This is a genomic window from Variovorax sp. LjRoot175, from assembly GCF_964253805.1.
Taxonomy (GTDB): Bacteria; Pseudomonadota; Gammaproteobacteria; order Burkholderiales; family Burkholderiaceae_C; genus Variovorax.
In genome coordinates this window covers 455,133-479,797 of the sequence record NZ_CAXURY020000001.1, presented here as the reverse complement: position 1 = coordinate 479,797, position 24,665 = coordinate 455,133, and the positions used below count along the sequence as shown (strand labels likewise).

Below are 24,665 nucleotides of genomic sequence, written 5' to 3'. Positions count from 1 at the left end.
CCGCCATGAACGCCTTGCCCAAGAGCGACTACCGCGATGCGATGGCCCGCCTCGGCGCGGCCGTGCATGTCATCACCACCGACGGCCCCGGCGGCCGCGCCGGCTTCACCGCATCGGCCGTGTGCAGCGTGACCGACGAGCCGCCGACGCTGCTGGTCTGCCTCAATCGCTCGGCCTCGGTCTACCCGGCCTTCCAGGCCAACGGCGTGCTCTGCGTGAACGCGCTGGCCGCGGGGCAGCAGGCGCTGTCGGGCCTGTTCGGCGGCAAGACGCCGATGGACGAGCGCTTCGCCGCGGGCCGCTGGAGCCGCAAGCGCACCGGTGCGCCGGTGCTCGAGGACGCGGCCGTGTCCTTCGACTGCCGCGTGTCGCAGGTGACGCGGGTGGGCACCCACGACGTGCTGTTCTGCGAGGCCGTTGCGATCGCGATCGGCGGCACCGCGCACGGCCTGATCTACTTCGACCGCCGCTACCACGACATCGTCGCCGCGCCGCACTGAGCGCGCGGCGCGCTCAGCGCGTGGTGATGCCGCTCAAGACGATGCGCTGCACGTTGTCCACCGTCTCTTCGAAGAACTCCGGGTCATCCAGCGTACGACCCGTGATGGCCTGCACCTGCACGCCGAAGTCGGCGTAGTGCTGCGTGGTGGCCCACAAGGCGAAGATCAGGTGATGCGGATCGACCGGCGCGAGCTTGCCGGCGGCCACCCAGGCGCGGATCACTTCGGATTTGCGCGTCACCAGGTCGCGCAGCTCGCGATCGAGTTCGTCGCGCAAGAGCGGCGCGCCCTGGATCATCTCGAGGCAGAACAGGCGCGAGGCATCGGGCTGGTCGCGCGAGATCACCAGCTTGCGCCGGATGTAGTCGCCAATCGCCTGCCGCGGGTCCTGCTCGGCGCTGAAGCCGCGCAGCGGCTCCAGCCACACGGCGAGCAACTCGCGCAGCACCGAGACGTAGAGCTCCTCCTTGTTGGCGAAGTAGTAGAGCAGGTTGCTTTTCGAGACATCCGCACGCGCTGCGACCTGGTCGACGCTGGTGCCGTGCAGGCCGAAGCGCGAGAAGAGCCCGAGCGCCGCGCGCAGGATCGCCGCGCGCTTGTCCTCGATCTGGCGCAGCCGCCGGTTCACCGACGTGACGCTGCGCGCCACGGGCGCGCGCTTCGGATGCACGCGCTTGGATGGCGGCGCTTCGACGGCCAGCACGGACGGCGGCTTGATGCTGCTGCTGCGAGTTTTCGGCATGTGTTGCTTTGCTTCTTTCTCCACCCGGGATTCTCGTTGTCTGCGATGCAGCCCGCATGCACGAGCCATACCGCCCATGGTACGCACCATGGCAACACACCCAGCGCACGCATTCGCCGTGCCGCACCGCTGCCCGCGCACCACGCCGATGCAGCAAAGCGCATTTGTCCATTTGGTCCAACTGGCATGGACGTTGCATGTCGAAGCGCCGCCACCGTCACACCGAAGGATTGAAAGCATGACCCTGCTGTCCGTACCGATCATCGATCTGGCGCCCTTCTTTTCCGGAACGCCCGAAGGCAAGGCCGAGGTGGCGCGCAAGGTCGACGAGGCCTGCCGCAGCATCGGCTTCCTGGTCATCACCAACCACGGCATCGCCCCCGAACTCATCGCGCGCGTCTCCGCGGTCTCGCGTGAATTCTTCGCCTTGCCGCTGGCCGACAAGCGCAAGGTCGATCGCCCGCGCGACGACGCGGTGCGCGGCTACAGCGCGGTGGGCGAGGAAGGGTTGTCGTACAGCCTCGAAGAAGCGGCGCCGGGCGACCTGAAGGAGTCCTTCTCCATCGGTCCCTCCAATGTGCCGGCCGACGACTACCACCGGGGCGTTGCGGCCGGCCCGCACTTCGAGCCCAATGTCTGGCCCGATCTGCCGGGCTTCCAGCCGGCCTTCGACGACTACTTCGAGGCGATGAGCGATCTCTCGCGTTCGCTGATGCGCATCTTCGCGCTCGCGCTGGAACTTCCCGAGACCTTCTTCGACGACAAGATCGACAAGCACATCAGCATGTTCCGCGTGCTGAGCTACCCGCCGCAGACCGAGGCTGCATTGCCCGGCCAGCTGCGCGCCGGCGCGCACAGCGACTACGGCAGCCTCACCGTCGTGCTGCCTGACGACAAGGGGCTGCAGGTCTTCAACAAGGCCGGCCAATGGGTCGACGTGCCGATGGTCGAGGGCGGCCTGGTGGTGAACATCGCCGACCTCATGATGCAGTGGACCAACGACCTGTGGGTCTCGACCCTGCACCGCGTGGTCAACCCGCCGCCGGATGCGGCCGCCACCAACCGCCGGCAGTCGCTGGTGTTCTTCCACCAGCCCAACTACGACGCGATGGTCGAGTGCCTGCCGAGCTGCCTCGCGCCGGGCGAGGCGCCGAAGTACGCGCCGATCTCTTCCGGCGACCACTTGAAGTCGAAGTTCCTGAAACAGACGACCTTCGGCGGCACCAAAGTGACAGCCTGAACATGCCTCATCTTTCCTACGTCAACGTCTTCGCGAAAGACGTCGTCGCGCTAAGCGGCTTCTACCAGCGCGTGTTCGGCTTCCCCGAGATCGAGGCCATCCGCTCGCCGATCTTCCGCGGCCTCGACGCGGGCAAGGCCAAGCTGGGCTTCAACGCCTTCGATGCCTACGAGCTCTTGCAGCTGGCCGAGTTCTCCGACACGCGCGGGGTCAAGTTCCTGCTGAACATCGATGTCGATTCGCAAGAAGAAGTCGACCGCATGGTGCCGGTCGCCGTCGCTGCCGGCGCCACGCTCGTCAAGGCGCCCTACGTCACCTACTACCACTGGTACCAGTCGGTGCTGCTCGACCCCGAGGGCAATGTGTTCCGTATCAATTTCATGATGAAAGGTCCGAGTGATGTTGCGTAAATCGATTCCTTGCGCGGTCGCAGCGCTTGTCGCGGGCGCCGCGCTGATCGGCCCGGCGGTGGCCGCCGACGGCTTCACCCTGAAGGGCAAGCCGAAGATCGCGATGCTGTACTTCGGCCCCAAGAACGACGGCGGCTGGACGCAGGCCTTCGACGAGGCGCGCATCAAGGTCGAGAAGGAAACCGGCGAGAAGATCCAGTTCGTCGAGAACGTGCCGGAAGACGCATCCGCCATCAAGCCCGCGGCCGAGAAGTTCATCCAGCGCGGCGCCAACATCATCATCGGCACCGCCTTCGGCTATTCCGACAGCTTCAAGGAGCTCGCGGCCAAATACCCCGAGGTGGCCTTCCTCAACGGCTCGGGCACCAGCAACGGCGCCAACCTCGAATCCTTCTACGGCCGCACCTACGAGAGCCAGTACCTCTGCGGCATGGCTGCAGGCGCAGCCTCGAAGACCGGCAAGCTCGGCTTCGTCGCGGCCAACCCCTTCGGCGTCGTCAACTGGACCATCAACGCCTTCGCGCTCGGCGCGCAGAAGATGAACCCGAATGCCACGGTGAACGTGATCTACACCGGCTCGTGGAACGACCCGGTCAAGGAACGCGCCGCCGCGGCCGCGCTGATCGACCAGGGCGCCGACGTGATCGGCCAGCACGTCGACAGCCCGACGCCGCAGATCGTGGCGCAGGAGCGCGGCGTCTACGGCACCGGCCATCACCGCGACCTGCGGCAGTTCGCGCCCAAGGCCACGCTGTGCTCCTCGGTCTGGGTGTGGGACAAGTTCCTCACGCCGGAGCTGAAGAAGATCATGGCCGGCAACTGGAAGCCGGCGCAATACGGCGCCTTCATTCCGATGAGCGCGGGCGGCACCGACATCGCGGGCTTCGGCCCCGGGGTGCCGAAGGACAAGGCCGCCGCGATCACAGCAGAACGCGACGCACTGCTCAAGGGCAAGCAGATCTATGCCGGCCCGCTGGCCGACCGCGACGGCAAGGAGCGCGTCGCCAAGGGCGCCGTGCTGTCCGATGCCGATCTCTGGAAGATGGACTGGTTCGTCAAGGGCGTCGTCACGCAGAAATGACCACGGCGCTGCAGCTCCATGGCATCCACAAGTCCTTCGACGGATTTGCGGCGCTGACCGACGCGCACTTCTCGGCGCGCTGGGGCGAGGTGCATGCGCTCTTGGGCGAGAACGGCGCGGGCAAGTCCTCGCTGATGAACATCGCGGCCGGCCTTTATGCGGCCGAGGCCGGCACGATGTCGGTCGACGACAACCCGGTGCGCTTCAGCGGGCCGCGCGATGCGGCGAAGGCGCGCATCGGCATGGTCCACCAGCACTTCCGGCTGGTGCAGCCCTTCACGGTGGCGCAGAACATCCTCCTGACCGCGCCGCGGTCCGAGCGCTTCGAAAGCCATGGCAAGCGCCTGCGCCGCGTCGAAGAGGCGATCCGCGACAAGGCGCGAGAACTCGGCTTCGACATCGACCCGGCGCAGCGCGTGGACCGGCTGTCGGTGGCCGAGCAGCAGCGCGTCGAGATCCTCAAGGTGCTCTTGGCCGGCACGCGCATCCTGATCCTCGACGAGCCCACCGCCGTGCTGACCGACCAGGAGGCCGAGCGCCTGCTCTCGACCGTGCATGGGCTCGCGCGCCGCGGCGCGGCGGTGGTGCTGGTCACGCACAAGATGGCCGACGTCAAGCGCCATGCCGACCGCGTGACCGTGATGCGCGGCGGCCGCACGGTCGCGACGGTCGACCCGCAGCAGATGCCGGTGGGCGAGCTGGTCCGGCTCACGGTCGGCGAATCGATCACCGCGCCCGCAGCCGGGTCGACGCGCGCGACGCCGGGCCCGGTGCGGCTCACGGTGCGCGGATTGCGTTCGCCCGAAGTGCAAGGCCGCCGCGTGCTCGACGGCATCGACCTCGACCTGCGCGCGGGCGAGATCTACGGGCTGGCCGGCGTCGGCGGCAACGGCCAGGGGGAACTGGCGGGCGCGATCATGGGCCTGCCGGGCCGGACCGAAGGCGAGATCGCGCTTGATCGCCATGGCGATCTCAAGGCGACGCCGACGACGGCGCGCCGTGCACTGAGGCTGGCGACCATTCCCGCCGACCGCTACGGCCTCGCGCTCGCGGGCGGCCTCTCGGTTTCCGAGAACTACGGCATCGGACAGGTCCACAGCGGGCGCTACGGCTCGGCCTGGCGCCTGAAGCGCCGCGAGATGGACCAGGACGCGCAAGCCGCCGTCGCCGCCTTCGACGTGCAGGGCGTGCGCTCGATCGCGCAGAAGGCTGCGCTGCTGTCGGGCGGCAATGCGCAGAAGCTCGTGCTGGCGCGCGAGTTCGGCAAGTCGCCGCGGCTGGTGCTGGCCCACAGCCCGAGCCGCGGGCTGGACGTGCGCGCCGGCGCCGAAGTGCATGCGCGGCTGCGCGCCGCGCGCGATGCCGGCGCGGCCGTGCTCCTGATCAGCGAAGACCTCGACGAGGTGCTCGCACTGGCCGACCGCGTGGGCGTGATGACGCGCGGCCGCATCGTGGCCGAGTTCGCGCAGCCGGCGGACCGGCAGGCCATCGGCCAGGCGATGGTGGACCATGGCTGAGCCCTCGCTCGCGATGCCCATTACGCACCTCGCGGACACACCGGCGGCGGCATCCGCGCGCCAGCCCTGGGGCGCGCGCCGCTATGCGCTCGAGATCCGCCAGCACATGGCCTGGCATTGGCAGGCGCTGATCCTCGCCGCCGCCATCGGCGTGGGGCTCCTGCTCTCGGCCGCCATCCTGGTGGCCGCGGGCGTGCCGGCCGGCGAGTTGCTCAACGAGTTCATCGTCCAGACTTTCCTCGATGGCCAGAACTTCCGCGCCGTGCTGTTCCAGGCGGCACCGATGATCCTGGTCGGGCTGGCCGGTGCGATGGCCTTTCGCGCACGCTTCTGGAACCTCGGCCTCGAGGGCCAGATGATCTGGGGCGCGATCGGCGCCACGGCCGTTTCCTTCTTCGAGATCGGCCCGCCTGCGCTGCGGCTTCCGCTGATGTTCGTCGCCGCGCTGGCCGCCGGATTGCTGTGGGTGCTGGGCCCGGCGCTGCTCAAGCTCAGGCTGGGCGTCAACGAGATCATCTCGACCTTGATGCTCAACTACATGGCGGCCAACTTCCTGCTGCACCTGGTGTACGGCAGCTGGAAGGACCCGAAGGACAACTTCCCCTATTCGCCGCAGTTCCGCGCCTTCGAGCGCTTGCCCGATCTCTTCTCGGGCGTGAACAGCGCGATTCTGCTGGCCGCCGTCGTCGCACTCCTCGGATGGTGGCTGGTCGGCGTGAGCCGCGCCGGCCTGTACCTGCGCTTCGTCGACGCCAACCCGCGCATGGCGCATGCAGCCGGCGTGCCGGTGGCGCGCGTCATCTACGGCGCGGTGCTGCTCTCCGGCGCGATGGCCGGCCTCGCGGGCTTCGCCGTCGCCGCGGGGCAGGAGGGCCGGCTCACGCAGGCCTTCTACCAGGGCTATGGCTTCTCCGGCATCCTGATCGCCTTCCTCGCGCGCAACAACCCGCTGGCCGCCAGCGTGGTCGCGCTGATGGTCGCGGCGCTGTTCGTGACCGGGCGCAGCCTGCAGGTGTTCTACCAGGTGCCCTTCTCGATGGTGCAGCTGATCCAGGCCGTGATCGTGGTGTGCGTGGCATCGAGCGACTTCTTCATCAGGCATCGCCTGCGCCGCGTGGGCACCGGAGCAGCGTGATGGACATCGTCCTCAACTGGCTCGCCAACACGCCGGATTTCGCAGTGCCCTATGCGCTGGCCGCGCTGGGCCTGATCGTCTGCGAACGCGCGGGCGTGCTCTCGCTAGGCGCCGAAGGGCTGATGCTGGTCGGCGCGCTGGCCGGCATCGGCGCGCAGCTGGCCTTCGGCGAGCCGGCGGTGTCACTGCTGCTGGCCATGCTCGCGGCTGCCGTCGTCTCGCTGCTGTTCGCGGTGATGGTGATCTGGCTGCGCGTCAACCAGGTGATCGCGGGTCTCGCGCTCGTGTTCTTTTGCCAGGGGCTCACGGCACTGGTCGGCACGCTGGCCCAATGGACCAACCAGGCCACGCCCGGCATCGGCACGATGGCGCTGTGGCCCTTCTCCTCGCTGCCCGTCGTCGGGCGCCTGTTCCAGCAGAACGCGATGGTCTGGCTCACGCTGCCGATCTTCGCGGCCGTCACCTGGTTCCTGCTGCGCACCGATGCGGGCCTGCGGTTGCGCGCCGTGGGCGAGAACCCGCAGGCCGCCGATGCGGCCGGCATCTCGGTTTCGGCCTGGCGCTTCGCGGCGGTGCTGGCCGGCTCCGCGCTGGTCGGGCTGGCCGGCGCCTACATCTCGGTGGTCAGCACCAAGCTGTGGATCGCCGGCATGACCGGCGGGCGCGGCTGGATCGCAGTGGGCCTGGTGATCTTCGCGCGCTGGTCGCCGTGGAAGGCGCTGGCCGGCGCGCTGCTCTTCGGCTGCATCGAGGCGCTGATCCCGCAGCTGGCCGCGGCCGGCGTGCAGCTGCCGCAGTACTTCGTGCTGATAACGCCCTATGCAGTGACGCTCGGCGTGATGGTCTGGGTGGCGCTCGCCCGGCGCGGCGGCGACGGCGAACCGGGCGCCCTGGGCGTGCCCTATGTGCGGGAGGAAAGACGATGAAGGCCTACGTCTACGAGCAGCCGCGCGAGCTGGGCGAGGGCTTCGAGGACTATCTCGACCCGGCGGCCACCGCCGTGATCTCGATCGACATGCACCGCGGCCATCTGGATGAAGGGCCCGACTGCCCCTGCCCGGCGCCGCGTGCACGCGAGTTGGTGGCGCCGATCGACGCCTTCCACGACCTAGCCCGCGCGCTGGGCATACCCATCGTGCACGTCAAGTCGGTGCTCCGGCCCGGCGGCGCCGACGACCTGCGCGGCATCCCGGCCGCATGGCGGCGCACGTTCCCGCTGCATGTCGGGGAAATTCCGAATGCCGATGCGCACGCGATCGAGGGCAGCCGGTGGACCGAGTGGGTCACGCGCGTCGAGCCCGGCGACCTGCGGGTGGAGAACAAGCGCCGGCTCTCGGCCTTCTATCCGACCGACCTCGACTTCCTGCTGCGCAACCAGGGCATCCGCACCGTGGTGCTCAACGGCGGCTTCACCGACTGTTGCGTGCTCAACACCGCCTTCGACGCCAACAACCACAACTACCGCGTGATCGTGCTGCGCGACCTGGTGCGCGGCACCGACGCGCACCTGGAGGCCGCGGCGCTCAGCATGGTGTCGCTGCACCTGGGACTGGTGGTGGAGGCGGCGGACCTGCTGGCGCACTGGCAGCAGTACTCCTCGTTCGAAGTTCATCCATGACATCCATTCCCCTCATCGATCTACACGGCAACATCGACTCCGAGGCGCCTCTTGCGCGCGAGACTGCGGCGCGTCTGTACGAGGCGCTCAGCACCATCGGCTTCGCCTACATCGCGGGCCACAACGTCGCGCCCGCCTCGCGCGACGCGGCCTTCGCGGCCTCGCGCGAGTTCCATGCCTCGCCGCTCGAACGCAAGCAGTCGATCGCGATCAACGGTTTCCATCGCGGCTACATGGGCATGGCCACTTCCACCATCGTCACCTCCTCGGTGGCGAAGGTGACGCGGCCGAACATGAGCGAGTCGCTGATGCTCATGCACGAGCTGCCGCCGGACGATCACCGCCTGCTGGCCGGCCTGCCGCTGCAGGGCCCCAACCAGTGGCCCGGCTGGGTGCCGGACTTCCAGGTGCGCATCGAGCGCTACATCGCCGAAGTCGACGCGCTCTCCCGCTACCTCGTGCAGCTGATCGCCATGAGCCTGGGGCTGCCGGCGCATGCGCTGGATCATCACTTCGACCATCCCACCACCTTCCTGCGCCTCTTGCACTACCCGCCGCAGCCGCCGCTGGAAGACGAGCAGATCGGCTCGGCCCCGCACACCGACTACGGCGTCATCACGCTGCTGGCGCAGGACGACGCGGGCGGCCTGCAGGTACGCCCGCGCGGCGTCGACTGGATCGAGGCGCCGCCGATTGCGAACACCTACGTGCTCAACGTCGGCGACATGCTCGCGCGCTGGACCAACATGCGCTTCGTCTCGACGCCGCACCGCGTGATCAACCGCTCCGGCGGCGACCGCTATTCGCTGCCCTACTTCTTCGACCCGGGCATGGACGCGCTGATCGAATGCCTGCCGACCTGCACCGACGAGGCCAACCCGCCGAAGCATGCGCCGGTGCACTACGGCGACTACCTGCTCGACCGCCTGAACCGCAACTACGACTACCGCCGCACATCGGCCGGCGATGCCGTCACCGCCTGATCCTTCCACTGCCGCCCGAAAGTCTTCCCATGCTCGCTCTTCAAAATCGCCGCGACCTCCTCCTGCGCAGCCTCGGCGCCGCCGCCGGCCTCGCGCTGCCCGCCCTGTCCTCCTTCGCCGCCGCGCCGCTGGTGGTCAACACCTACGGCGGCCGCTGGGAGAAGTTCTGGCGCAGCGACCTGCTGCCGATGCTCGACAAGACGAGCGGCGTGCAGCCCACGCTCGACGTCGGCCTGGGCAAGAACTTCATCGCCAACCTGCGCGCCGCCGGCATCGAGAAGCCGCCCTACAGCGTGCTGATGGTCAACGAGAACATCGCGAGCGTGGTGCGCGGCGAGGGCTACTTCGAGCCCATCCCCGCGGCCAAGGTGCCCAACCTTGCGAACGTCTACCCCAACCTGCGCAACCCGGGCGACAACGGCGTGCGCGGCATCGTCTCGACCATCGGCATCGGCTACCGCAAGGACCTGGTGAAGACGCCGCCCAAGTCCTGGACCGACCTCTGGAGCAACCCCGAGTTCAAGGGCAAGATCGGCCTCTACCAGATCGGCAACACGGCCGCGATGCTGTTCCTCCTGATGACCGCCAAGATCTACGGCGGCTCGCAGGACGCGATCGACCGCGCCTTCGTCGAGATCAAGAAGCTGCTGCCCTTTACGCAGGCCGACTGGAGCGGCACGCTCTCGACCATGCTCACGCGCGGCGACGTGACGGTGGCGGTGATCGACTTTCCCGAGATCGTCGCGCTCAAGAAGAAGGGCGTGCCGGTCGAGATGGTGGTGCCGAGCGAGGGCGTGGTGGCCTTCGAGCAGTCCTTCAACATCCTCAAGAACGCGCCCAACAAGGAGGATGCCTACAAGTACCTGAACTTCATCCTGCAGCCCGAGGTGCAGGAGATGATGGCCAAGGAATTCTTCACCTCGCCCACCAACACCAAGGTGCAGCTGGCATCGGCGATGGCGGCCGACGTGCCGGTCAGCGGCCAGGCCATGGCCTCGATCGTCGGTTTCGACTGGAGCAAGGTCAATCCGCAGCTGCCTGCCATCACCGACCGCTGGAACCGGGAGATCAAGTGAGCGCGGTGCTGCCTGCCGGCACGCGGCCGGCGGATTCGGACGCGGCCGCCGCGGTGCGCGCGCGCCGCATGACGCGGCTCACGCTGCAAGGGCTCTGCAAGAGCTTCCAGGCCACGACCGCGCTGCACGCGCTGGAGCTTCACACCGAGCCCGGCGAGTTCATCTCGCTCCTGGGCCCGAGCGGCTGCGGCAAGACCACCACGCTGCGCTGCGTGGCCGGCTTCGAGTACCCCGACGAGGGCGCAGTGCTGCTCGACGGCGAAGACATCACCGGCCTGCCGCCCGAGCGCCGCGACATCGGCATGGTGTTCCAGAACTACGCGCTGTTCCCGCATCTCACGGTGCGGCGCAACCTCGCCTTCGGCCTGGAGATGCGCAACGTGCCCAAGGCCGAGATGGCGCGCCGCATCGACGCGGTGCTGGCGATGGTGCAGCTAACGAGCATGGCCGAGCGCTATCCGCGCCAGCTCTCGGGCGGCCAGCAGCAGCGCGTGGCGCTGGCCCGCGCGCTGGTGATCGAGCCGCGCCTGCTGCTGCTCGACGAACCGCTGGCCAACCTCGACGCGGTGCTGCGCGAGGACATGCGCGTCTTCATCCGCGAGCTGCAGAAGCGCGTCGGCATCACCACGCTCTACGTCACGCACGACCAGGCCGAGGCGATGGTGATGTCCGACCGCGTGGCGGTGATGCTGGGCGGCCGGCTGCAGCAGTTCGACGTGCCCGAGGCGATCTACCTGCGCCCGCGCAGCGTCGATGTCGCGCGCTTCATCGGCCGCTCGAACCTGATCGAAGGCCGCGTCGAGTCGAAGCTGCCCTACGAAGGCGCGTGGCTGCGCTTTCGCATCGAGACTGCGCTCGGCACCGTGGAGGCCGACCATGACCAGCCGCTCGCGCCCGGCCAGGCCGTGCACGTCACGATCCGGCCCGAGGCGATCCACTTCGACGGCAGCGGCCCCTACCAGGGCCTGGTGGCCACCAGCTACTTCCTCGGCAGCAGCGTGGAGCACACGGTGCAATGCGCGGGCGGCCAGACGCTGCTGGTGCAGACCGCGCCGGGCCAGCGCGTCGCGGCCGGCGCCTCGAGTGGCATGCGTTTCGAGCCGGGGCACGCCTGGATCATCGCGGGGCAGGAATGAGCGCCATCGCCTCCGCCGCACCGGTGCCACGCGCGATGCAGGCCGTGCCGCTCGCGCGCCGCGCCTTCTGGCTGATCGCGCCGGCGCTGCTGCTGATCGGCGTCTTCCTGGTTCTGCCCTACCTCAACATCGTGCTGATGAGCCTGCGCCCGCCGGCCGTCGGCGCACCCTACGGCGCGGGCCTCACGCTCGCCAACTACGGCCGCGCGCTCTCCGACGGCTACCTGCTCGGCGTGTTGGGCGACACGCTGCTCCTGGGCCTCACCGTCACGCCGATCTGCCTGCTGCTGGGCTACCCGGTGGCCTACCACCTCGCGCGCACGACTTCGCGCTGGGGCAGCGCGCTCTACGTGCTGGTGCTCTCGCCGCTGCTGGTGGGCGTGGTGGTGCGCAGCTTCGGCTGGCTGATCCTGCTGTCGGGCAACGGCGTGGTCAACCGCGTGCTGCTCGACCTCGGCCTGGTCGAGACCGGCCTGCAGCTGATGAACAACCGGCTCGGCGTGACCATCGCGCTGGTGCACGTGTTCCTGCCCTTCATGATCCTGCCGCTGGTCGGCGTCATTCAAAGCATCGACCCGTCGCTCGAAGCGGCCGCGCGCTCGCTCGGCGCTTCGCGGCTCAAGGTGTTCTGGCGGCTCGTGCTGCCCTTGTCGTGGCCCGGCATTCAGGCCGGCACGATCCTGGTCTTCGTGCTGGCGCTGAGCGCCTACGTGACGCCGGTGATGCTCGGCGGCGCGCAGGTCAAGACCATGTCGGTGCTGGTGGTGCAGAACCTGATCGACAACTTCCAGTGGCCCTCCGGCGCGGCACAGGCGCTGGTGCTCACGGCATGCGGCATGGCGGCGGTGGCGCTCTATGGGAAGCTGACTGGCCGCTTCATGAAGGGCCTGGCATGACGCGCCGCGCACCGCTGTCGCATCGCATCGCCGACGGCTTCGGCCTCTTCTACGTCGGCGCCGTCTACGCCTTTTTGCTGCTGCCGATCGCGATCATCGTACTGATGTCGCTCAACGCCGGCGAGTTCATGACTTTCCCGCCGCAGGGCATCTCGCTGCGCTGGTTCGGCGCGCTGTTCGTCAACGAGGCCTTCATGCGCGCCATCCGCAGCTCGCTGCTGCTGGCGGCGATCGCGACGCTGATCTCCTCGGTCATCGGCATCGCCGGCGCGCTCTACGTGGTGAGGTATGCGCAGCGGCTGCGCGAGCCGCTGCGCATGCTGCTGATGATGCCGCTCATGCTGCCCGAGATCCTGACCGCCATCGCGCTGCTGTTCTTCCTCTATGCGAGCGGCATCGGCACGCGCACGATGTTCGGTCTGGTGGTCGGCCACGTGCTGGTGACCCTGCCCTACGTGTTCACCAACGTCGCGTCGGCGCTCTACAACCAGGACGCCTCGCTCGAGCAGGCGGCGCGCAGCCTCGGCGCCTCGCCCTGGCGTGCCTTCCAACGCGTGACGCTGCCGCTGATCAAGCCCGGCATCATCACCGGCGCGCTGTTCGCCTTCGTGATCTCCTTCGACCTCTTCAACATGTCGCTGCTGTTGAAGGGCATCGGCATGACGACGCTGCCGCTGCAGCTCTTCGACTACCTGCGATGGGACTTCGACCCGACCGCGGCCGCCGTGTCCACGGTCAGCATCGTGCTCACGCTGGCGGTGGTGGTGTGGGTGGACCGGACGGTGGGGCTGCGCTCGCTGCGCTTCGGCTAGCGCGCACGCAGCCAGCCCTCCGCCACCGCGCGCAGCTCGCCCTGCGCCGCCTGCCACACCAGCTCGGGCGCGGCCACGTGCACGCCCGGCGGCGCGACGCGCAGCGCGACGTCGACCAGCTCCGCCACCTTGGTCGCGCGCACCGGCTGCTCGCTGGTCGGCACCATGAAGCGCGCGATGGACAGCATCCAGGCCGCCAGCCGCTCGGCCGGATTCGCGAAGCGGGCCGCGGCGGGCTTCTGCGCCGAGCGCACGATGATCACGCGCTCGAAGCCCAGAGCGACCACCGCCTCTTCGTCGAGGCTGGCGAGGCCGCGCTTCAGCGCCTCCGGCAGCCGGCCCTGGTCGTGCGGCTGCACGATGGCCAGCGTGCGCACGCCGCAGGCCCGCAGCCAACGGGCGAGCGCGGGCAGCTGCGCCGGCTCGGGCGTCCACAGCGCGCGTTCGCGGTCGTAGTAGAGACGCGGCGGCTCGAACAGGACCAGCGCCGTATCGGCCGCGACGAGCGGCCACTGCGCGATCTCCGCAACCGGTGCGAGCAGGGTCTCGACGCCGCGCAGGCCGTCGCGAATGGGTTCGCGTGCGAGCACGCGCGTGTGGTCGAAGCGATGCCGGCCCGCCAGGCGCCGCACCAGTTCCTGCCCCAGCGCGCCGGTGGCGCCGGCGATCAGCAGCGTGCCCTCGCCCGATGCGATGGGCTGCGCTCCACGGCTCGCGGCCTGCAGGGCTTGAAGAGGGTCGGCCGACATGCATCTATGCTAACTTCGCCCACTTCGCACCTCGGAGAGTTCGACATGGTGAAACGCTGGCTCTTGATCATCCTCACGGCGCTGTCGCTCGCCGGCTGCGGCTACAACGACTTCCAGCGCCTCGACGAGGCCAGCAAGTCGGCCTGGAGCGAGGTGCTCAACCAGTACCAGCGCCGCGCGGACCTGGTGCCGAACATCGTGGCCACGGTCAAGGGCGAAGCCAACTTCGAGCAGGAAACGCTGACCAAGGTGATCGAGGCGCGCGCCAAGGCGACCTCGATCCAGGTCACGCCCGAGACTCTCAACAACCCCGAGGCCTTCAACAAGTTCCAGCAGGCACAGGGCGAGCTCTCCAGCGCACTGTCGCGCCTGATGGTGGTGGCCGAGCAATACCCCAACCTCAAGGCCAACCAGGCCTTTCGCGACCTGCGCGTGACGCTGGAAGGCACCGAGAACCGCATCACCGTGGCGCGCAACCGCTACATCCAGACGGTGCAGGAGTACAACGTGCTCGCGCGCAGCTTCCCCACCAACATCACGGCCAAGGTGTTCAGCTACGACGCGAAGCCCAACTTCAGCGTCCAGAACGAAGCCCAGATCTCGACGCCGCCGACGGTGGATTTCGGCGCACCCAAGAAGTAACTTCCTAGATGACGGCCGCCCGCATCCGGCGCGCGCTGACAGCCCTCTTCCTGGTGGCCGTCGCGCTCGCCGGCGCACAGGCCCAGGACCTGTTGCCGGTGCCGGCGCTCAGCGCGCGGGTGATCGACCAGACCGGCACGCTCGATGCCTCGCAGCGCCAGGCGCTCGAAGCCAAGCTCCAGGCCTTCGAGCAGCAGAAGGGTTCGCAGATCGTGATGCTGATGGTCGCGACCACGGCGCCCGAAGACATCGCGAGCTACGCCAACCGCGTCGGCAATGCCTGGAAGATCGGCCGCAAGGAGGTGGGCGACGGCATCCTCGTCATCGTCGCCAAGAACGACCGCAAGATGCGCATCGAGGTCGCGAAGACGCTCGAAGGCGCGGTGCCCGACATCGCGGCGGCGCGCATCATCGACCATGCGATGAAGCCGCGCTTTCGCGAGAACGACTTCGCGGGCGGACTCGACGCGGCGGCCGACCAGCTGATTGCGCGCGTCAAGGGCGAGGCGCTCCCCGAGGTCGACAACAAGAGCGGTGACTTCGGCAACGGCGAACGCGACAGCGACAGCGGCTTCGACTGGCAGGACCTCGCCATCTTCCTGTTCTTCGGCGTGCTGATCGGCGGACCGATCGCGCGCGCCATCCTCGGCAAGGTGCTGGGCCCGCTGGCGCTGGGCGGCGCGACGGGCGTGCTCGTGATGGTCCTGACCTCGAGCCTGGTGGTCGCGGTGCTCGCTGGCCTTGGCGCGCTGCTTTTCACGCTGCTGTCGACGGCCTTCGGTGCCGGCGCCGGCCGGCGCGGCGGTGGCTTGGGCGGAGGCGGCCTCGGCGGCTGGGGCACCGGTGGCGGCGGCTGGAGCGGCGGCTCCTCGGGCGGCGGGGGCTTCAGCTCCGGCGGCGGCGGCGATTTCGGGGGCGGCGGCGCCTCGGGGGACTGGTAGCGATGGCCGGCCCATCCTTCTTCTCGAAGCTCGCGCGCCTCTGGCGCCATCGCTGGATCGACGCGGCCGACGTGCGGCGCGCACTGCCGCCGGAAGCACTCGAGCGCCTGGGCCGACGGGTCGCGGCCAGCGAGCGCCGGCACAGCGGCGAGGTGCGCATCTGCGTCGAGGCAGGCCTGCCGATGTCCTACCTGTGGCGCGGCGCGCCGGCACGCGAGCGCGCGATCATGATGTTCGGCAAGCTGCGCGTGTGGGACACCGCGGACAACAACGGCGTGCTGATCTACCTGCTGATGGCCGAGCACGCGATCGAGATCGTGGCCGACCGCGGCATCGATGCGCTCGTGAGCGCCGAGGAATGGGCTGCGATGGCGCAGCGCATGACAGCCGCTTTTCGCGAGGGCCGTTTCGAGGACGGGCTCACGCAGGCGTTGGAAGAGATGTCGGCGCTCTTGGTCGCGCACTTTCCGCTGGCCGAGGGCCAGGCCGACCGCAACGAGCTGCCCGACGAGCCGGTCATCCTGATCTGAGGCTCAGCGACGGCCCTGCGCATCGAGCAGGCGGCGGTTCACCGCATGCGCTGCATCCAGCTCCGACTGCAGCGCACGCGTGACCCGCGACAGCGTGCGCAGCCGCCGGTTGCCCTCGCGCAGCCGCTCGGCCAGGCCCTTGGCAACGCCCAGCATCAGGCGGGCCGCGGCGCCGGGGTGCGTCTCGATCAGCTCCAGCAGCGAGGTACGCGACAGCACGCCGAGCTTGACGTCGGTCAGCGCCGTGCAGCTCGCGGAGCGCGGCCCGCCGTCGATCACGCCCATTTCGCCGACCAGGCTGCCCGGGGCGATGACCGAGATCACGACCTCGTCGCCGGGGACGCCGTTGCTGCTGACCACACGCAGCTGGCCATCGAGCACCAGGACCATGTAGTCGTTGTCGACCGCATCGCCTTCCTCGAACAGCAGGGTGTCGGCCAGCAGGTGCAGCGGCCGCATGGCATCGACCACGACCCGCGCCTCGTGCAGCCCCATGCCGGCCAGCGGTGCGGCCTGCATCAGCAGATGAACGGCGTGCTCGCGCAGATCGACGCCGGGACGAGGGTTGCGGTGATCGTGCATGGATGGGAGTGCCGAGTTTCTCAGAACTGCGTCATTGGGTCCTGCAGTTTGCCGCGGTGCGCTCAGGTAGCGGCCGAAGCTGAGAACTTCTTCTCTATCTGCGCGATGCGTCTTCATGCGGGCAGCAGCGCCGCCAGCGTCTGCAGGGTATCGGCCTCCTCCACCGGCTTGTCCTCGCGCCAGCGCAGCATGCGCGGAAAGCGCACCGCGATGCCGCTCTTGTGGCGCGTGCTGCGCGCGATGCCTTCGAAGCCGAGCTCGAACACCAGCGTGGGCTCGACGCTGCGCACCGGCCCGAAGCTCTCGATGGTGGTCTTCTTGATGACCGCATCGACGCGCGCCATCTCGGCGTCGGTCAGGCCCGAGTAGGCCTTGGCGAAGGGCACGAGCCTGCGTTCTGGCGCTTCGGGCGGCCCGTCCCAGACGGCGAACGTGTAGTCGCTGTAGAGGCTGGCACGGCGGCCATGGCCGCGCTGCGCGTAGACCAGCACTGCATCGACGGAGAGCGGATCGATCTTCCACTTCCACCACAGCCCCACGTCCTTGGTGCGGCCGACGCCGTAGTGCGCCTCGCGCTGCTTGAGCATCATTCCTTCGACGCCCATCGAGCGCGCGGCTTCGCGCTGGCGCGCCAGGTCCTGCCAGCTCTCGCCGTGCAGCATGGGACTGGCAACGAGCGAAGGGTGCTGCGCGGCGGTCAGCAGATCGTCGAGCAGCACGCGGCGCTCGGCCTGCGGCAACGTGCGCAGGTCGCGGCCCTCCCATTCGAGCAGGTCGTAGGCCAGCAGCACCGCGGGGATCTCGCGCAGCAGCTTCGGGCTGAGCGTCTTGCGGCCGACGCGCTTCTGCAGCTCGGCAAAGGGCTGGACGCGACCCTCGCCAATAGGCGAGGTCGAATCCCTGCGCCAGACCACCACCTCGCCGTCGAGCACCGTGCCGTCGGGCAAGGTCTCGCCCATCTGCGCGAGCTCGGGGAAGCGCTCGGTCACCAGCTCTTCGCCGCGCGACCATAGCCAGACCCGGCCGGCGCGCTTGACCAGCTGGGCGCGAATGCCGTCCCACTTCCACTCGACGAGCCATTGCGAAGGCGGCCCGAGCGCCGCATCGAACTGTTCGAGCGGCAGGTTGAAGGGATGCGCGAGAAAGAAGGGATAGGGCTGTCCGCTCGTCTGCTGGTCGAGCTCGCCGCCGCTCTCGGGCGCGATCAGCGCGGCGTAGTCGGCCGCGGTGGGCTGGCCGGCGATGTGCGTGTAGCCCATCAGCCGCTGCGCGACGCGCTTGGGGTCGAGCGCACCGACCGCCGACAGCGCCTGCGTGACCTGCAGGCGCGAGACGCCGACGCGAAAGCCGCCGGTGATGAGCTTGAAATAGACCAGCCGCTCCTCCGGCGCGAGGCGGCGCCATTGCGCACGCAGCGCGTCGGAGAGCTGCTCGGGCGCCATGCCGCGCAAGGGCAGCAGGTGCTTTTCGACCCAGACCGCGAGCCCCAGGTCGTGCGCATCGGTCGGCGACGGCAGCAGCAGCGAAATGGTTTCGGCCAGGTCGCCGACCGCCTCGTAGCTTTCGACGAACAGCCATTCCGGCAGGCCGGCGGCCTCCTGCGCGAGCAGCCGCAGCAGCTTGGTGGGCACCAGCTGCCGCGGTTTGCCGCCAGCCAGGAAGTACACGGTCCAGGCCGCGTCGGCCGGCGCGGCGCTTAGCAGATAGCGCTGCAGCGCGGCCTGCTTGGCCAGGCTCGAGGTGCTCGCATCGAGCTCGCGATAGAGCGCGGCGAACTGCTTCATGGGAGGGCTGTTTCACCTTCCCCTTCCGGGGGAAGGCCGGGATGGGGGCTCGCGGCCGTCGGAGCACCCTCCATGTCCTCATCTCCGTATTCGGTCTTGAAGCCCTGCGCCTGCAGCCCGTTCTCGCTCAACCAGCGCACCATCACCGCCACGCTGCCGTGCGTGACGAACACGCGCTCGGCCCTGGTGCCGGCGATGGCCTGCTGCAGCCCCGGCCAGTCGGCATGGTCGGACATCACGAAGCCGCGATCGACACCGCGCCGCCGGCGCGTGCCGCGCAGCTGCATCCAGCCGCTCGCGAAGCCATCCGAGTAGTTGCCGAGGCGCCGCATCCACGGCGTGCCATGGGCCGAGGGCGGCGCGAGCACCAGCGCGCGCTGGAGCAGCGCGGCATCGACGCCGGGATCGGTCACGCGCAAAGTCGGCGGCAGCGCCACGCCGGCCGCGCGGTAGACCGCATTCAAAGGTTCGACCGCGCCGTGGACCACGATCGGCCCGATGCCCGCATCCACGCCGTGCAAGATGCGCTGCGCCTTGCCGAAGGCATAGCACAGCAGCACCGAGGCGCGGCCCTGTTCGGCGTTGGCGCGCCACCAGCCGTTGATCTCGGCGAACAGCTCGGCTTGCGACGGCCAGCGGTAGATCGGCAGGCCGAAGGTGGATTCGGTGATGAAGGTGTCGCAGGGCACCGGCTCGAAGGCCGTGCAGGTGCCGTCGGGCTCGGTCTTGTAGTCGCCCGAGGCGACCCAGACGCGGCCGCCGTGCTCGAGCCGCACCTGCGCCGAGCCCAGCACGTGGCCGGCCGGATGCAGCGAAAGCTTCACGCCCTGGTGGGCGATGGCCTCGCCGTAGTCCAGCGTCTGCAGCGTGATCTCGCCCAACCGCGCGCGCAGCGTGCCGGCGCTGTCGCGGTGCGCGAGGTAGTGGCCGTGGCCGGCGCGCGCATGGTCCGAGTGCGCATGCGTGATGACGGCGCGGTCGACCGGCCTCCACGGATCGACGTAGAAATCGCCCGGCGGGCAGTAGAGGCCTTCGGGGCGGGCGATGACCAGGTCGTCGGGCATGGCGCAGATCGTAGGCCGATGCCCCATCCGTCGCGCAGACGGGCCGACGCGAAGCGCTGTCGGCGGCAGCCTACTTCTTCTTTTGAGCGCCCATCATGTCCAGCACGTTCATCTTCATGCCGTTCGACATCACCATGTCACCCGGCTTCTGGCCCGCCTTGCAGGGCCCGACCCACTTGGCCTCGATGATGGCCGTGCCCTCCTTGCGGCCCGCGAGCGGCGGGTTGTAGCTGGAGCGGCTTTCCATGCGGTAGCCGGTGCCCATGTCGCCCGAGACCACCGAATGCGTGGTGGCGGTGGTGGTGCCGATCTTGCACACCGAGTCGACCACCATCTTGCCGCCCTCGGTGCGCATGTCCTGCTTCGAACAGGCTTGCTGGCCTGTGCTGCTGCCCATCTCGCGCATGGCCTTGTCGGTGGCGGCGTCGATGCATTGCTGGGTCTGCATCGGGGGCGCCTTGGAGGCACCGTCGTCCGACTGGATCGTCATTTCCCACAGGCCGGGCTTGCGCGGCGGATAGTCGAGTGCGCTCGCCGCGCCGGCGTACAGAAGGCAGATCGCAGCGGCGACGCTCAAGCGGGTGGGAATTCTCATCGTGTGCTCCAGCAAAGACGGATTGGAAATGAAAGCCAGCCGCTTTCTAACCCACATGCCGGATCGGCGGAATAGAGCAATCGGCCGGCAGCCCCCAGCCTTCAGCGAGGTTGACGCGGCGGGCAGTCCCGTGGCCTGATTTCCTACAAGCGGGAGATGGTGCATCTCCTAGGGTGCGACAACCGACAGGAGCAAACGAGATGAAAAAAGCAGCCATAGCAGGCGGCGGCATTCACTCCGACCGCATCGACATCAGCACCGCCCGCGAGCTCGACAAATGGTCCAGGAAACTGGACGTCACACACGATCGGCTGCGCGAAGCCGTCCGCGCGGTGGGCAGTCGCGCCTCGGACATCGAGTGGCATCTGCGCGGAAGCCGCCAAGCCGGCGCCGGACGGCATTCCAGCGCATCGCACTGACATCCGCCCTCAACCGGACTCGGGAACCCGCCTTAGATCCTCCAACCAGACCTCCGCTTCCGAATCGCTGGGCGCGCGCCAGTCGCCGCGCGGCGAGAGCGATCCGCCCGAACCGACCTTGGGCGCGTTCGGCACGCACGAGCGCTTGAACTGGCTGATCTTGAAGAAGCGGTAGAGGAAGGTGCCGAGGTGGCGCTTGATGTCGGCCAGCGCGTACTCGTTGCGCGCCGGCTGAAGCTCGTCCTCGGGCCAGCGGCCGCGCGTGCGGTCGCCCCAGGCCGCATGCGCGAGGAAAGCGACCTTGGTCGGCCTGAAGCCGTAGCGCAGCGTGTAGTAGAGGTGGAAGTCCTGCAGTTCGTAGGGGCCGATGACGTCCTCGGTCCGCTGGCCGGGCTGCGCCGACGCCTCCGCGCCGTCGGCGGCAGCGGTTGGAATCAGCTCGGGGCTGACCTCGGTCTCGAGGATGTCGCGCAGCACCGCGCTGCCCGCGTCGCCCAGCACCTGGGTTGCAGCAACCCAGTGCACCAGGTGCTTGATCAGCGTCTTGGGCACGCTCGCATTCACGTTGTAGTGCGACATGTGGTCGCCGACGCCGTAGGTGCACCAGCCCAGCGCCAATTCGCTCAGGTCGCCGGTGCCGACGACGATGCCGTTGTGGTGGTTGGCCAGGCGAAACAGGTGGCTGGTGCGTTCACCGGCCTGCACGTTCTCGAAGGTGATGTCGTACTGCGGGACGCCCTGGTCGAAGGGATGGCCCAGGTCTTCCAGCATCTGGCGGCAGCTCGGACGGATGTCGATCTCGCGCGCCGTACAGCCGATGCTGGCCATGAGCCGGTGCGCCTGCGCCAGCGTGCGCCCGCTGGTCGCGAAGCCGGGCATGGTGAAGCCGAGGATGTTGGCGCGCGGCAGGCCGAGCCGGTCCATCGCCTGCGCACAGACCAGCAAGGCATGGGTCGAATCGAGCCCGCCCGAGACGCCGATCACGAGCTTGTCGATGCGGCTGGCCTCCATCCGCTGCACCAGCGACTGCACCTGGATATTGAACACCTCGCTGCAGCGCTCGTCGCGCCGCGCCGGATCGGCGGGCACGTAGGGAAAGCGCTCCACCGTGCGCAGCAGGCTGCGCGGCACTTGAGGCGGCGGCGCGAGGTCGAATTCGACGGTGCGCCAGTTCGCCAGCGCGCTCTTGTGCTTCTGGACCGAGGTGCCGAAGCTGTTCTGCCGCATGCGCTCGCGCGACAGGCGCTCGAGGTCGACGTCGGCCGCGATGAAGTGCGAGCGGTTGCTGAAGCGTTCGCTCTCGGCCAGCATGTCGCCGCTCTCGCAGATCAGCGCCTGCCCGTCCCAGGCCAGGTCGGTGGTCGATTCGCCGATGCCCGCCGACGAATAGAGGTAGGCCGCGAGACAGCGCGCCGACTGCAGGCTGACCAGCCGATGCCGGTAGTCCGACTTGCCGATCGTGATGTTGGAGGCCGAAAGATTGACCAGCACCGTCGCACCGGCCAGCGCCGCGTAGCTCGACGGGGGAATGGGCACCCACACGTCTTCGCAGATCTCCACGTGCAGCTTGAAGAGCGGCATCTGCCGCGACCGGAACAGGAGCTCGGTGCCGAAGGGCACGCGTTCGCCGCCGAGCTCGACCTCGGTGGAGAGCGCGCTGTCGGCGCCGTTGAACTGCCGGCCTTCGTAGAACTCGCCGTAGTTCGGCAGGTAGGTCTTCGGCAGCACGCCCAGCACCCGGCCGCCTGCGACGACGGCGGCACAGTTGAAGAGGCGGTGGTCCACGCGCAGCGGCAGGCCGACGACGGCGACGGCGCCGATGTCGCGCGAGGCCGCGGCGACCTCCAGCAGCGCGCGCTCGCAGGCATCGAGCAGGGCCGCCTGGTGGAACAGGTCGTCGCAGGTATAGGCCGAGAGGCCCAGCTCGGGGAAGGCGACCAGCACCGCGCCGTCGGCCGCCGTCTCGCGGTACATGCGGATGGTCTCGGCCACGTTGAACACCGGATCGGCCACGCGATTGCGCGGCACCGCCACGGCGAGGCGCGCGAAACCGTGGGTGTAGGGATTGAGGAACTCGTGTTCGGTCATGGGCCGGATTGTGGGCCTTGTGCCAGCGCCTGCCCGGCAGGCTCGGCAAAAGCCTTGGCCTTGGCCCGAATGCCGGCGCTCTTGCGACGAGGCCGCCTAGAGCGAGTGCAGGCGCTGCAGGAAGGCGCGATAGCGCCGCAGCGCCATGCGCAGCTGCTCCGTCGACGCCCGCTCCACTTGGTCCGTCTGCCCCTCGAGCGCGCCGCGCTGCTTGGAGAAGGTCTGGCTCAGGTTGTCGAGGACCTGGCGCACCAGCTCGTCGGCCTTGCGCACCGCCTGCTGGGGGTCGTCGACGAAGCCGATCTGGACCGCATCCCAGCTGGCGCGAAAGTCGCGTGCCACGTCGGGAGAGAAAAGCGGATCCAGCGACTCGTCGCTGCTCCCGGCGGGCGCCTGCTTCTCGGCCGCGGGCTGCTGCAGGTCGTCCGTCGCGATGCCTCGCTGCCCGTGCACCAGTTGATCCGCCTGGCCGACCACCCCCGCCGGGTTGTCGACGAACTCGGCCTGCAAGCGCTTCCAGTCCCGGCTGAACCTGGCGGCTTCGCCCGGCGCGAGCGCCACGAGGTCCAGGGCTTCGACGCGCGCTTCGCGCCGCCTGAGCTCGGCCTCGGCCTTGCTGCGGCTGCCGAGCTCCCCGACGGCATGACCGTACTCCGAGCCGAAGCGGTCCGCGAGCCGGCGCGACTGTCGTCTTCGATAGGAAAAATAAGCGGCCAGCGCGGCCAAAACGAGGATCACGACGATCCCGAGGGCCAGCCATGCCTGCGTGTTCGTGGCATCCATACGCATCTCCCTTCGCATCGGGACACTCGCGGTCCACCGCGATCGGCGGTCATCGCGGGCGTCTCCTTGGGGATGCTGTCCGGCGGCCGCGCCAAGTCAGCGGCGCAGCGGACATTCAACTGTGGGAGGGTACCTACAGCGGCAGCGCGGCATGCGGGGCGCGCGCATGCAGGCTCACCAGGCCGTCCACTTCGCCTCGCTCTTCGCGGAAGCCACCGTGCGCTCGATGAAACGCACGCCGCGCGCGCCGTCCTCGACGCGCGGGTAGTCGGCTTCCAGCGGATCGGCCGCAAGGCCCGCGAGCCGCGCGCGGATGTCGCCCACGACGCCGCCGTACACGTTCGCGAAGGCTTCGATGAAGCCCTCGGGGTGGCCGCTGGGCAATCGGCTCGCGCGCTTCGCCGCCTCGCCGAGCCAGGGCGATCCGCGTGTCAGGATGCGGCGCGGTCCGTCGTGCGGCAGGTGCAGCAGTTCGCTCGGCTGCTCCTGCCGCCACACCAGCGTGCCCAGCGTGCCGGAGACGCGCAGGCGCAGGTCGTTCTCCAGGCCGGTGTTGACCTGCGAGGCGATCAGCACGCCGCGCGCGCCGCCCTGGAAGCGCAGCAGCAGGCTGCCGTCGTCGTCGAGCGTACGGCCCGGCACCAGCGCGCTCAGGTCGGCGCAGAGGCTCTCGATCTCGAGGCCGGTCACGGTCGCGACCAGGTTCTCGGCGTGCGAGCCGATGTCGCCGATGGCGCCGGCCGCACCGCTCATGGCCGGGTCGCTGCGCCAGGCGGCCTGCTTGTTGCCTTCGCTCTCGAGCTGGGTCGAAAGCCAGCCCTGGTTGTATTCGACCACCACCTTGCGGATCTCGCCGAGCCGGCCCGAGCGCACGATCTCGCGCGCCTCGCGCACCATCGGGTAGCCGGTGTAGTTGTAGGTGACCGCGAACATCGTGCCCTTGCGCGCCACCGCGGCGACCAGGGCATCGGCCTGCGCGCGCGTGTGGACCAGCGGCTTGTCGCACACCACGTGGAAGCCGGCTTCGACGAAGGCCTGCGCGACCGGGAAGTGCACGTGGTTGGGCGTGACGATCGAGACGAAATCGATGCGCTCGTGTTCCGGGCGCTTCAGTTCGTCGTCGAGCAGGCTTTGCCAGTCGCCATGGTTGCGGTCGTCCGCCAGCAGCAGGTCGCGGCCCGAAGCCCGGGCCTTCTCGGCGCTCGACGACAGCGCACCGGCCACCAGCTCGGCCTGGCCGTCGAGCGCGATCGCCTTGCGGTGCACCGCACCGATGAAGGCGTCGCGCCCGCCGCCGACCATGGCGTAGCGCAGCCTGCGAGAAGGGATCTCGGTCATCGGC

Annotated in this window: 26 protein-coding genes; 17 read left to right on the top strand and 9 right to left on the bottom strand. The window is 69.1% G+C overall.

From position 1 onward, the window contains the following. Positions 1–5: 5 nt before the first annotated feature. Positions 6–500, top strand: coding sequence for an NADH-dependent FMN reductase RutF (gene rutF / locus ACSQ89_RS02530; protein WP_093104945.1), 495 nt, complete (start codon positions 6–8; stop codon positions 498–500). Between the two features lie 13 nt (positions 501–513). On the opposite strand, the gene rutR is transcribed toward rutF, so the two are convergent. Continuing rightward, positions 514–1,242, bottom strand: a complete 729-nt coding sequence (gene rutR / locus ACSQ89_RS02525) for an HTH-type transcriptional regulator RutR (protein ID WP_436295057.1) — start codon at positions 1,240–1,242, stop codon at positions 514–516. Positions 1,243–1,480: 238 nt separating this feature from the next. Between rutR and ACSQ89_RS02520 the strand changes: the two genes are divergently transcribed. The 12 genes from ACSQ89_RS02520 to ACSQ89_RS02465 are packed head-to-tail and all read left to right on the top strand — an operon-like array spanning position 1,481 to position 13,146. After that, the gene (locus ACSQ89_RS02520; protein WP_436296073.1) at positions 1,481–2,482 is read left to right on the top strand and encodes an isopenicillin N synthase family dioxygenase; all 1,002 of its coding nucleotides are present in this window, start codon (positions 1,481–1,483) and stop codon (positions 2,480–2,482) included. Between the two features lie 2 nt (positions 2,483–2,484). Continuing rightward, positions 2,485–2,892, top strand: a complete 408-nt coding sequence (locus ACSQ89_RS02515) for a VOC family protein (protein WP_436295055.1) — start codon at positions 2,485–2,487, stop codon at positions 2,890–2,892. Beyond that, complete coding sequence (locus ACSQ89_RS02510; RefSeq protein ID WP_093104933.1) at positions 2,882–3,973, top strand: BMP family ABC transporter substrate-binding protein; 1,092 nt, start codon at positions 2,882–2,884, stop codon at positions 3,971–3,973. Before ACSQ89_RS02515 ends, ACSQ89_RS02510 begins: the two co-directional genes overlap by 11 nt. Beyond that, positions 3,970–5,490 carry an ABC transporter ATP-binding protein gene (locus ACSQ89_RS02505; RefSeq protein WP_436295054.1) on the top strand — a complete coding sequence of 507 codons (1,521 nt, stop codon included), beginning with the start codon at positions 3,970–3,972 and terminating at the stop codon, positions 5,488–5,490. The genes ACSQ89_RS02510 and ACSQ89_RS02505 overlap by 4 nt, the downstream gene beginning before the upstream one ends. Beyond that, positions 5,483–6,625 carry an ABC transporter permease gene (locus tag ACSQ89_RS02500; protein WP_436295053.1) on the top strand — a complete coding sequence of 381 codons (1,143 nt, stop codon included), beginning with the start codon at positions 5,483–5,485 and terminating at the stop codon, positions 6,623–6,625. The genes ACSQ89_RS02505 and ACSQ89_RS02500 overlap by 8 nt, the downstream gene beginning before the upstream one ends. Continuing rightward, positions 6,625–7,551, top strand: a complete 927-nt coding sequence (locus ACSQ89_RS02495; RefSeq protein WP_436295052.1) for an ABC transporter permease — start codon at positions 6,625–6,627, stop codon at positions 7,549–7,551. Before ACSQ89_RS02500 ends, ACSQ89_RS02495 begins: the two co-directional genes overlap by 1 nt. Next, positions 7,548–8,243 (top strand): cysteine hydrolase family protein, encoded by a 696-nt coding sequence (locus tag ACSQ89_RS02490; protein ID WP_093104922.1) that lies wholly within the window; start codon positions 7,548–7,550, stop codon positions 8,241–8,243. The genes ACSQ89_RS02495 and ACSQ89_RS02490 overlap by 4 nt, the downstream gene beginning before the upstream one ends. Next, positions 8,240–9,226, top strand: a complete 987-nt coding sequence (locus tag ACSQ89_RS02485; protein ID WP_436295051.1) for an isopenicillin N synthase family dioxygenase — start codon at positions 8,240–8,242, stop codon at positions 9,224–9,226. The genes ACSQ89_RS02490 and ACSQ89_RS02485 overlap by 4 nt, the downstream gene beginning before the upstream one ends. Positions 9,227–9,255: 29 nt before the next feature. After that, positions 9,256–10,302: an ABC transporter substrate-binding protein gene (locus ACSQ89_RS02480; RefSeq protein WP_093104916.1), complete on the top strand. Its 1,047-nt coding sequence runs from the start codon at positions 9,256–9,258 to the stop codon at positions 10,300–10,302. Next, positions 10,299–11,438, top strand: a complete 1,140-nt coding sequence (locus ACSQ89_RS02475) for an ABC transporter ATP-binding protein (protein WP_244503817.1) — start codon at positions 10,299–10,301, stop codon at positions 11,436–11,438. Before ACSQ89_RS02480 ends, ACSQ89_RS02475 begins: the two co-directional genes overlap by 4 nt. Next, entirely contained in the window at positions 11,435–12,334 is a 900-nt protein-coding gene (locus ACSQ89_RS02470) for an ABC transporter permease (RefSeq protein ID WP_436295050.1), read from the top strand. The genes ACSQ89_RS02475 and ACSQ89_RS02470 overlap by 4 nt, the downstream gene beginning before the upstream one ends. After that, a complete protein-coding gene (locus ACSQ89_RS02465; RefSeq protein WP_436295049.1) occupies positions 12,331–13,146 on the top strand; it encodes an ABC transporter permease in 816 nt (271 codons plus the stop codon). Before ACSQ89_RS02470 ends, ACSQ89_RS02465 begins: the two co-directional genes overlap by 4 nt. Here the strand turns inward: ACSQ89_RS02465 and ACSQ89_RS02460 are convergent. After that, positions 13,143–13,895 carry a hypothetical protein gene (locus tag ACSQ89_RS02460; RefSeq protein ID WP_436295048.1) on the bottom strand — a complete coding sequence of 251 codons (753 nt, stop codon included), beginning with the start codon at positions 13,893–13,895 and terminating at the stop codon, positions 13,143–13,145. The two genes, ACSQ89_RS02465 and ACSQ89_RS02460, sit on opposite strands and share 4 nt — an antisense overlap. Before the next feature lie 45 nt (positions 13,896–13,940). Between ACSQ89_RS02460 and ACSQ89_RS02455 the strand changes: the two genes are divergently transcribed. The 3 genes from ACSQ89_RS02455 to ACSQ89_RS02445 are packed head-to-tail and all read left to right on the top strand — an operon-like array spanning position 13,941 to position 16,008. Further along, complete coding sequence (locus ACSQ89_RS02455; protein WP_244503816.1) at positions 13,941–14,537, top strand: LemA family protein; 597 nt, start codon at positions 13,941–13,943, stop codon at positions 14,535–14,537. 8 nt (positions 14,538–14,545) lie between these two features. Continuing rightward, positions 14,546–15,478 carry a TPM domain-containing protein gene (locus ACSQ89_RS02450; RefSeq protein WP_436295047.1) on the top strand — a complete coding sequence of 311 codons (933 nt, stop codon included), beginning with the start codon at positions 14,546–14,548 and terminating at the stop codon, positions 15,476–15,478. A 2-nt stretch (positions 15,479–15,480) separates the two neighbouring features. Further along, on the top strand, positions 15,481–16,008 hold the full coding sequence (locus ACSQ89_RS02445) for a TPM domain-containing protein (protein ID WP_436295046.1): 528 nt from the start codon (positions 15,481–15,483) through the stop codon (positions 16,006–16,008). Between the two features lie 3 nt (positions 16,009–16,011). Here the strand turns inward: ACSQ89_RS02445 and ACSQ89_RS02440 are convergent, their stop codons facing one another. From ACSQ89_RS02440 to ACSQ89_RS02425, 4 genes are all read right to left on the bottom strand, one after another. After that, the gene (locus ACSQ89_RS02440; protein ID WP_170855556.1) at positions 16,012–16,590 is read right to left on the bottom strand and encodes a cyclic nucleotide-binding domain-containing protein; all 579 of its coding nucleotides are present in this window, start codon (positions 16,588–16,590) and stop codon (positions 16,012–16,014) included. 113 nt (positions 16,591–16,703) lie between these two features. Then, a complete protein-coding gene (locus tag ACSQ89_RS02435) occupies positions 16,704–18,374 on the bottom strand; it encodes an ATP-dependent DNA ligase (RefSeq protein WP_436295045.1) in 1,671 nt (556 codons plus the stop codon). Continuing rightward, positions 18,371–19,438, bottom strand: a complete 1,068-nt coding sequence (locus tag ACSQ89_RS02430) for a ligase-associated DNA damage response exonuclease (protein ID WP_436295044.1) — start codon at positions 19,436–19,438, stop codon at positions 18,371–18,373. Before ACSQ89_RS02430 ends, ACSQ89_RS02435 begins: the two co-directional genes overlap by 4 nt. A gap of 70 nt (positions 19,439–19,508) precedes the next feature. Further along, positions 19,509–20,033 carry a DUF3617 domain-containing protein gene (locus tag ACSQ89_RS02425; RefSeq protein WP_436295043.1) on the bottom strand — a complete coding sequence of 175 codons (525 nt, stop codon included), beginning with the start codon at positions 20,031–20,033 and terminating at the stop codon, positions 19,509–19,511. A 200-nt stretch (positions 20,034–20,233) separates the two neighbouring features. Here ACSQ89_RS02425 and ACSQ89_RS02420 point away from each other — a divergent pair, with 200 nt between their 5' ends. Further along, the gene (locus ACSQ89_RS02420; RefSeq protein WP_093104892.1) at positions 20,234–20,452 is read left to right on the top strand and encodes a DUF3606 domain-containing protein; all 219 of its coding nucleotides are present in this window, start codon (positions 20,234–20,236) and stop codon (positions 20,450–20,452) included. 9 nt (positions 20,453–20,461) lie between these two features. Here the strand turns inward: ACSQ89_RS02420 and ACSQ89_RS02415 are convergent, their stop codons facing one another. From ACSQ89_RS02415 to ACSQ89_RS02405, 3 genes are all read right to left on the bottom strand, one after another. Further along, positions 20,462–22,540 carry an NAD(+) synthase gene (locus tag ACSQ89_RS02415; protein WP_436296072.1) on the bottom strand — a complete coding sequence of 693 codons (2,079 nt, stop codon included), beginning with the start codon at positions 22,538–22,540 and terminating at the stop codon, positions 20,462–20,464. Between the two features lie 96 nt (positions 22,541–22,636). Then, the gene (locus ACSQ89_RS02410) at positions 22,637–23,323 is read right to left on the bottom strand and encodes a hypothetical protein (RefSeq protein ID WP_436295041.1); all 687 of its coding nucleotides are present in this window, start codon (positions 23,321–23,323) and stop codon (positions 22,637–22,639) included. A 174-nt stretch (positions 23,324–23,497) separates the two neighbouring features. Next, positions 23,498–24,661, bottom strand: a complete 1,164-nt coding sequence (locus ACSQ89_RS02405; RefSeq protein WP_436295040.1) for a Gfo/Idh/MocA family protein — start codon at positions 24,659–24,661, stop codon at positions 23,498–23,500. Positions 24,662–24,665: the final 4 nt, after the last annotated feature.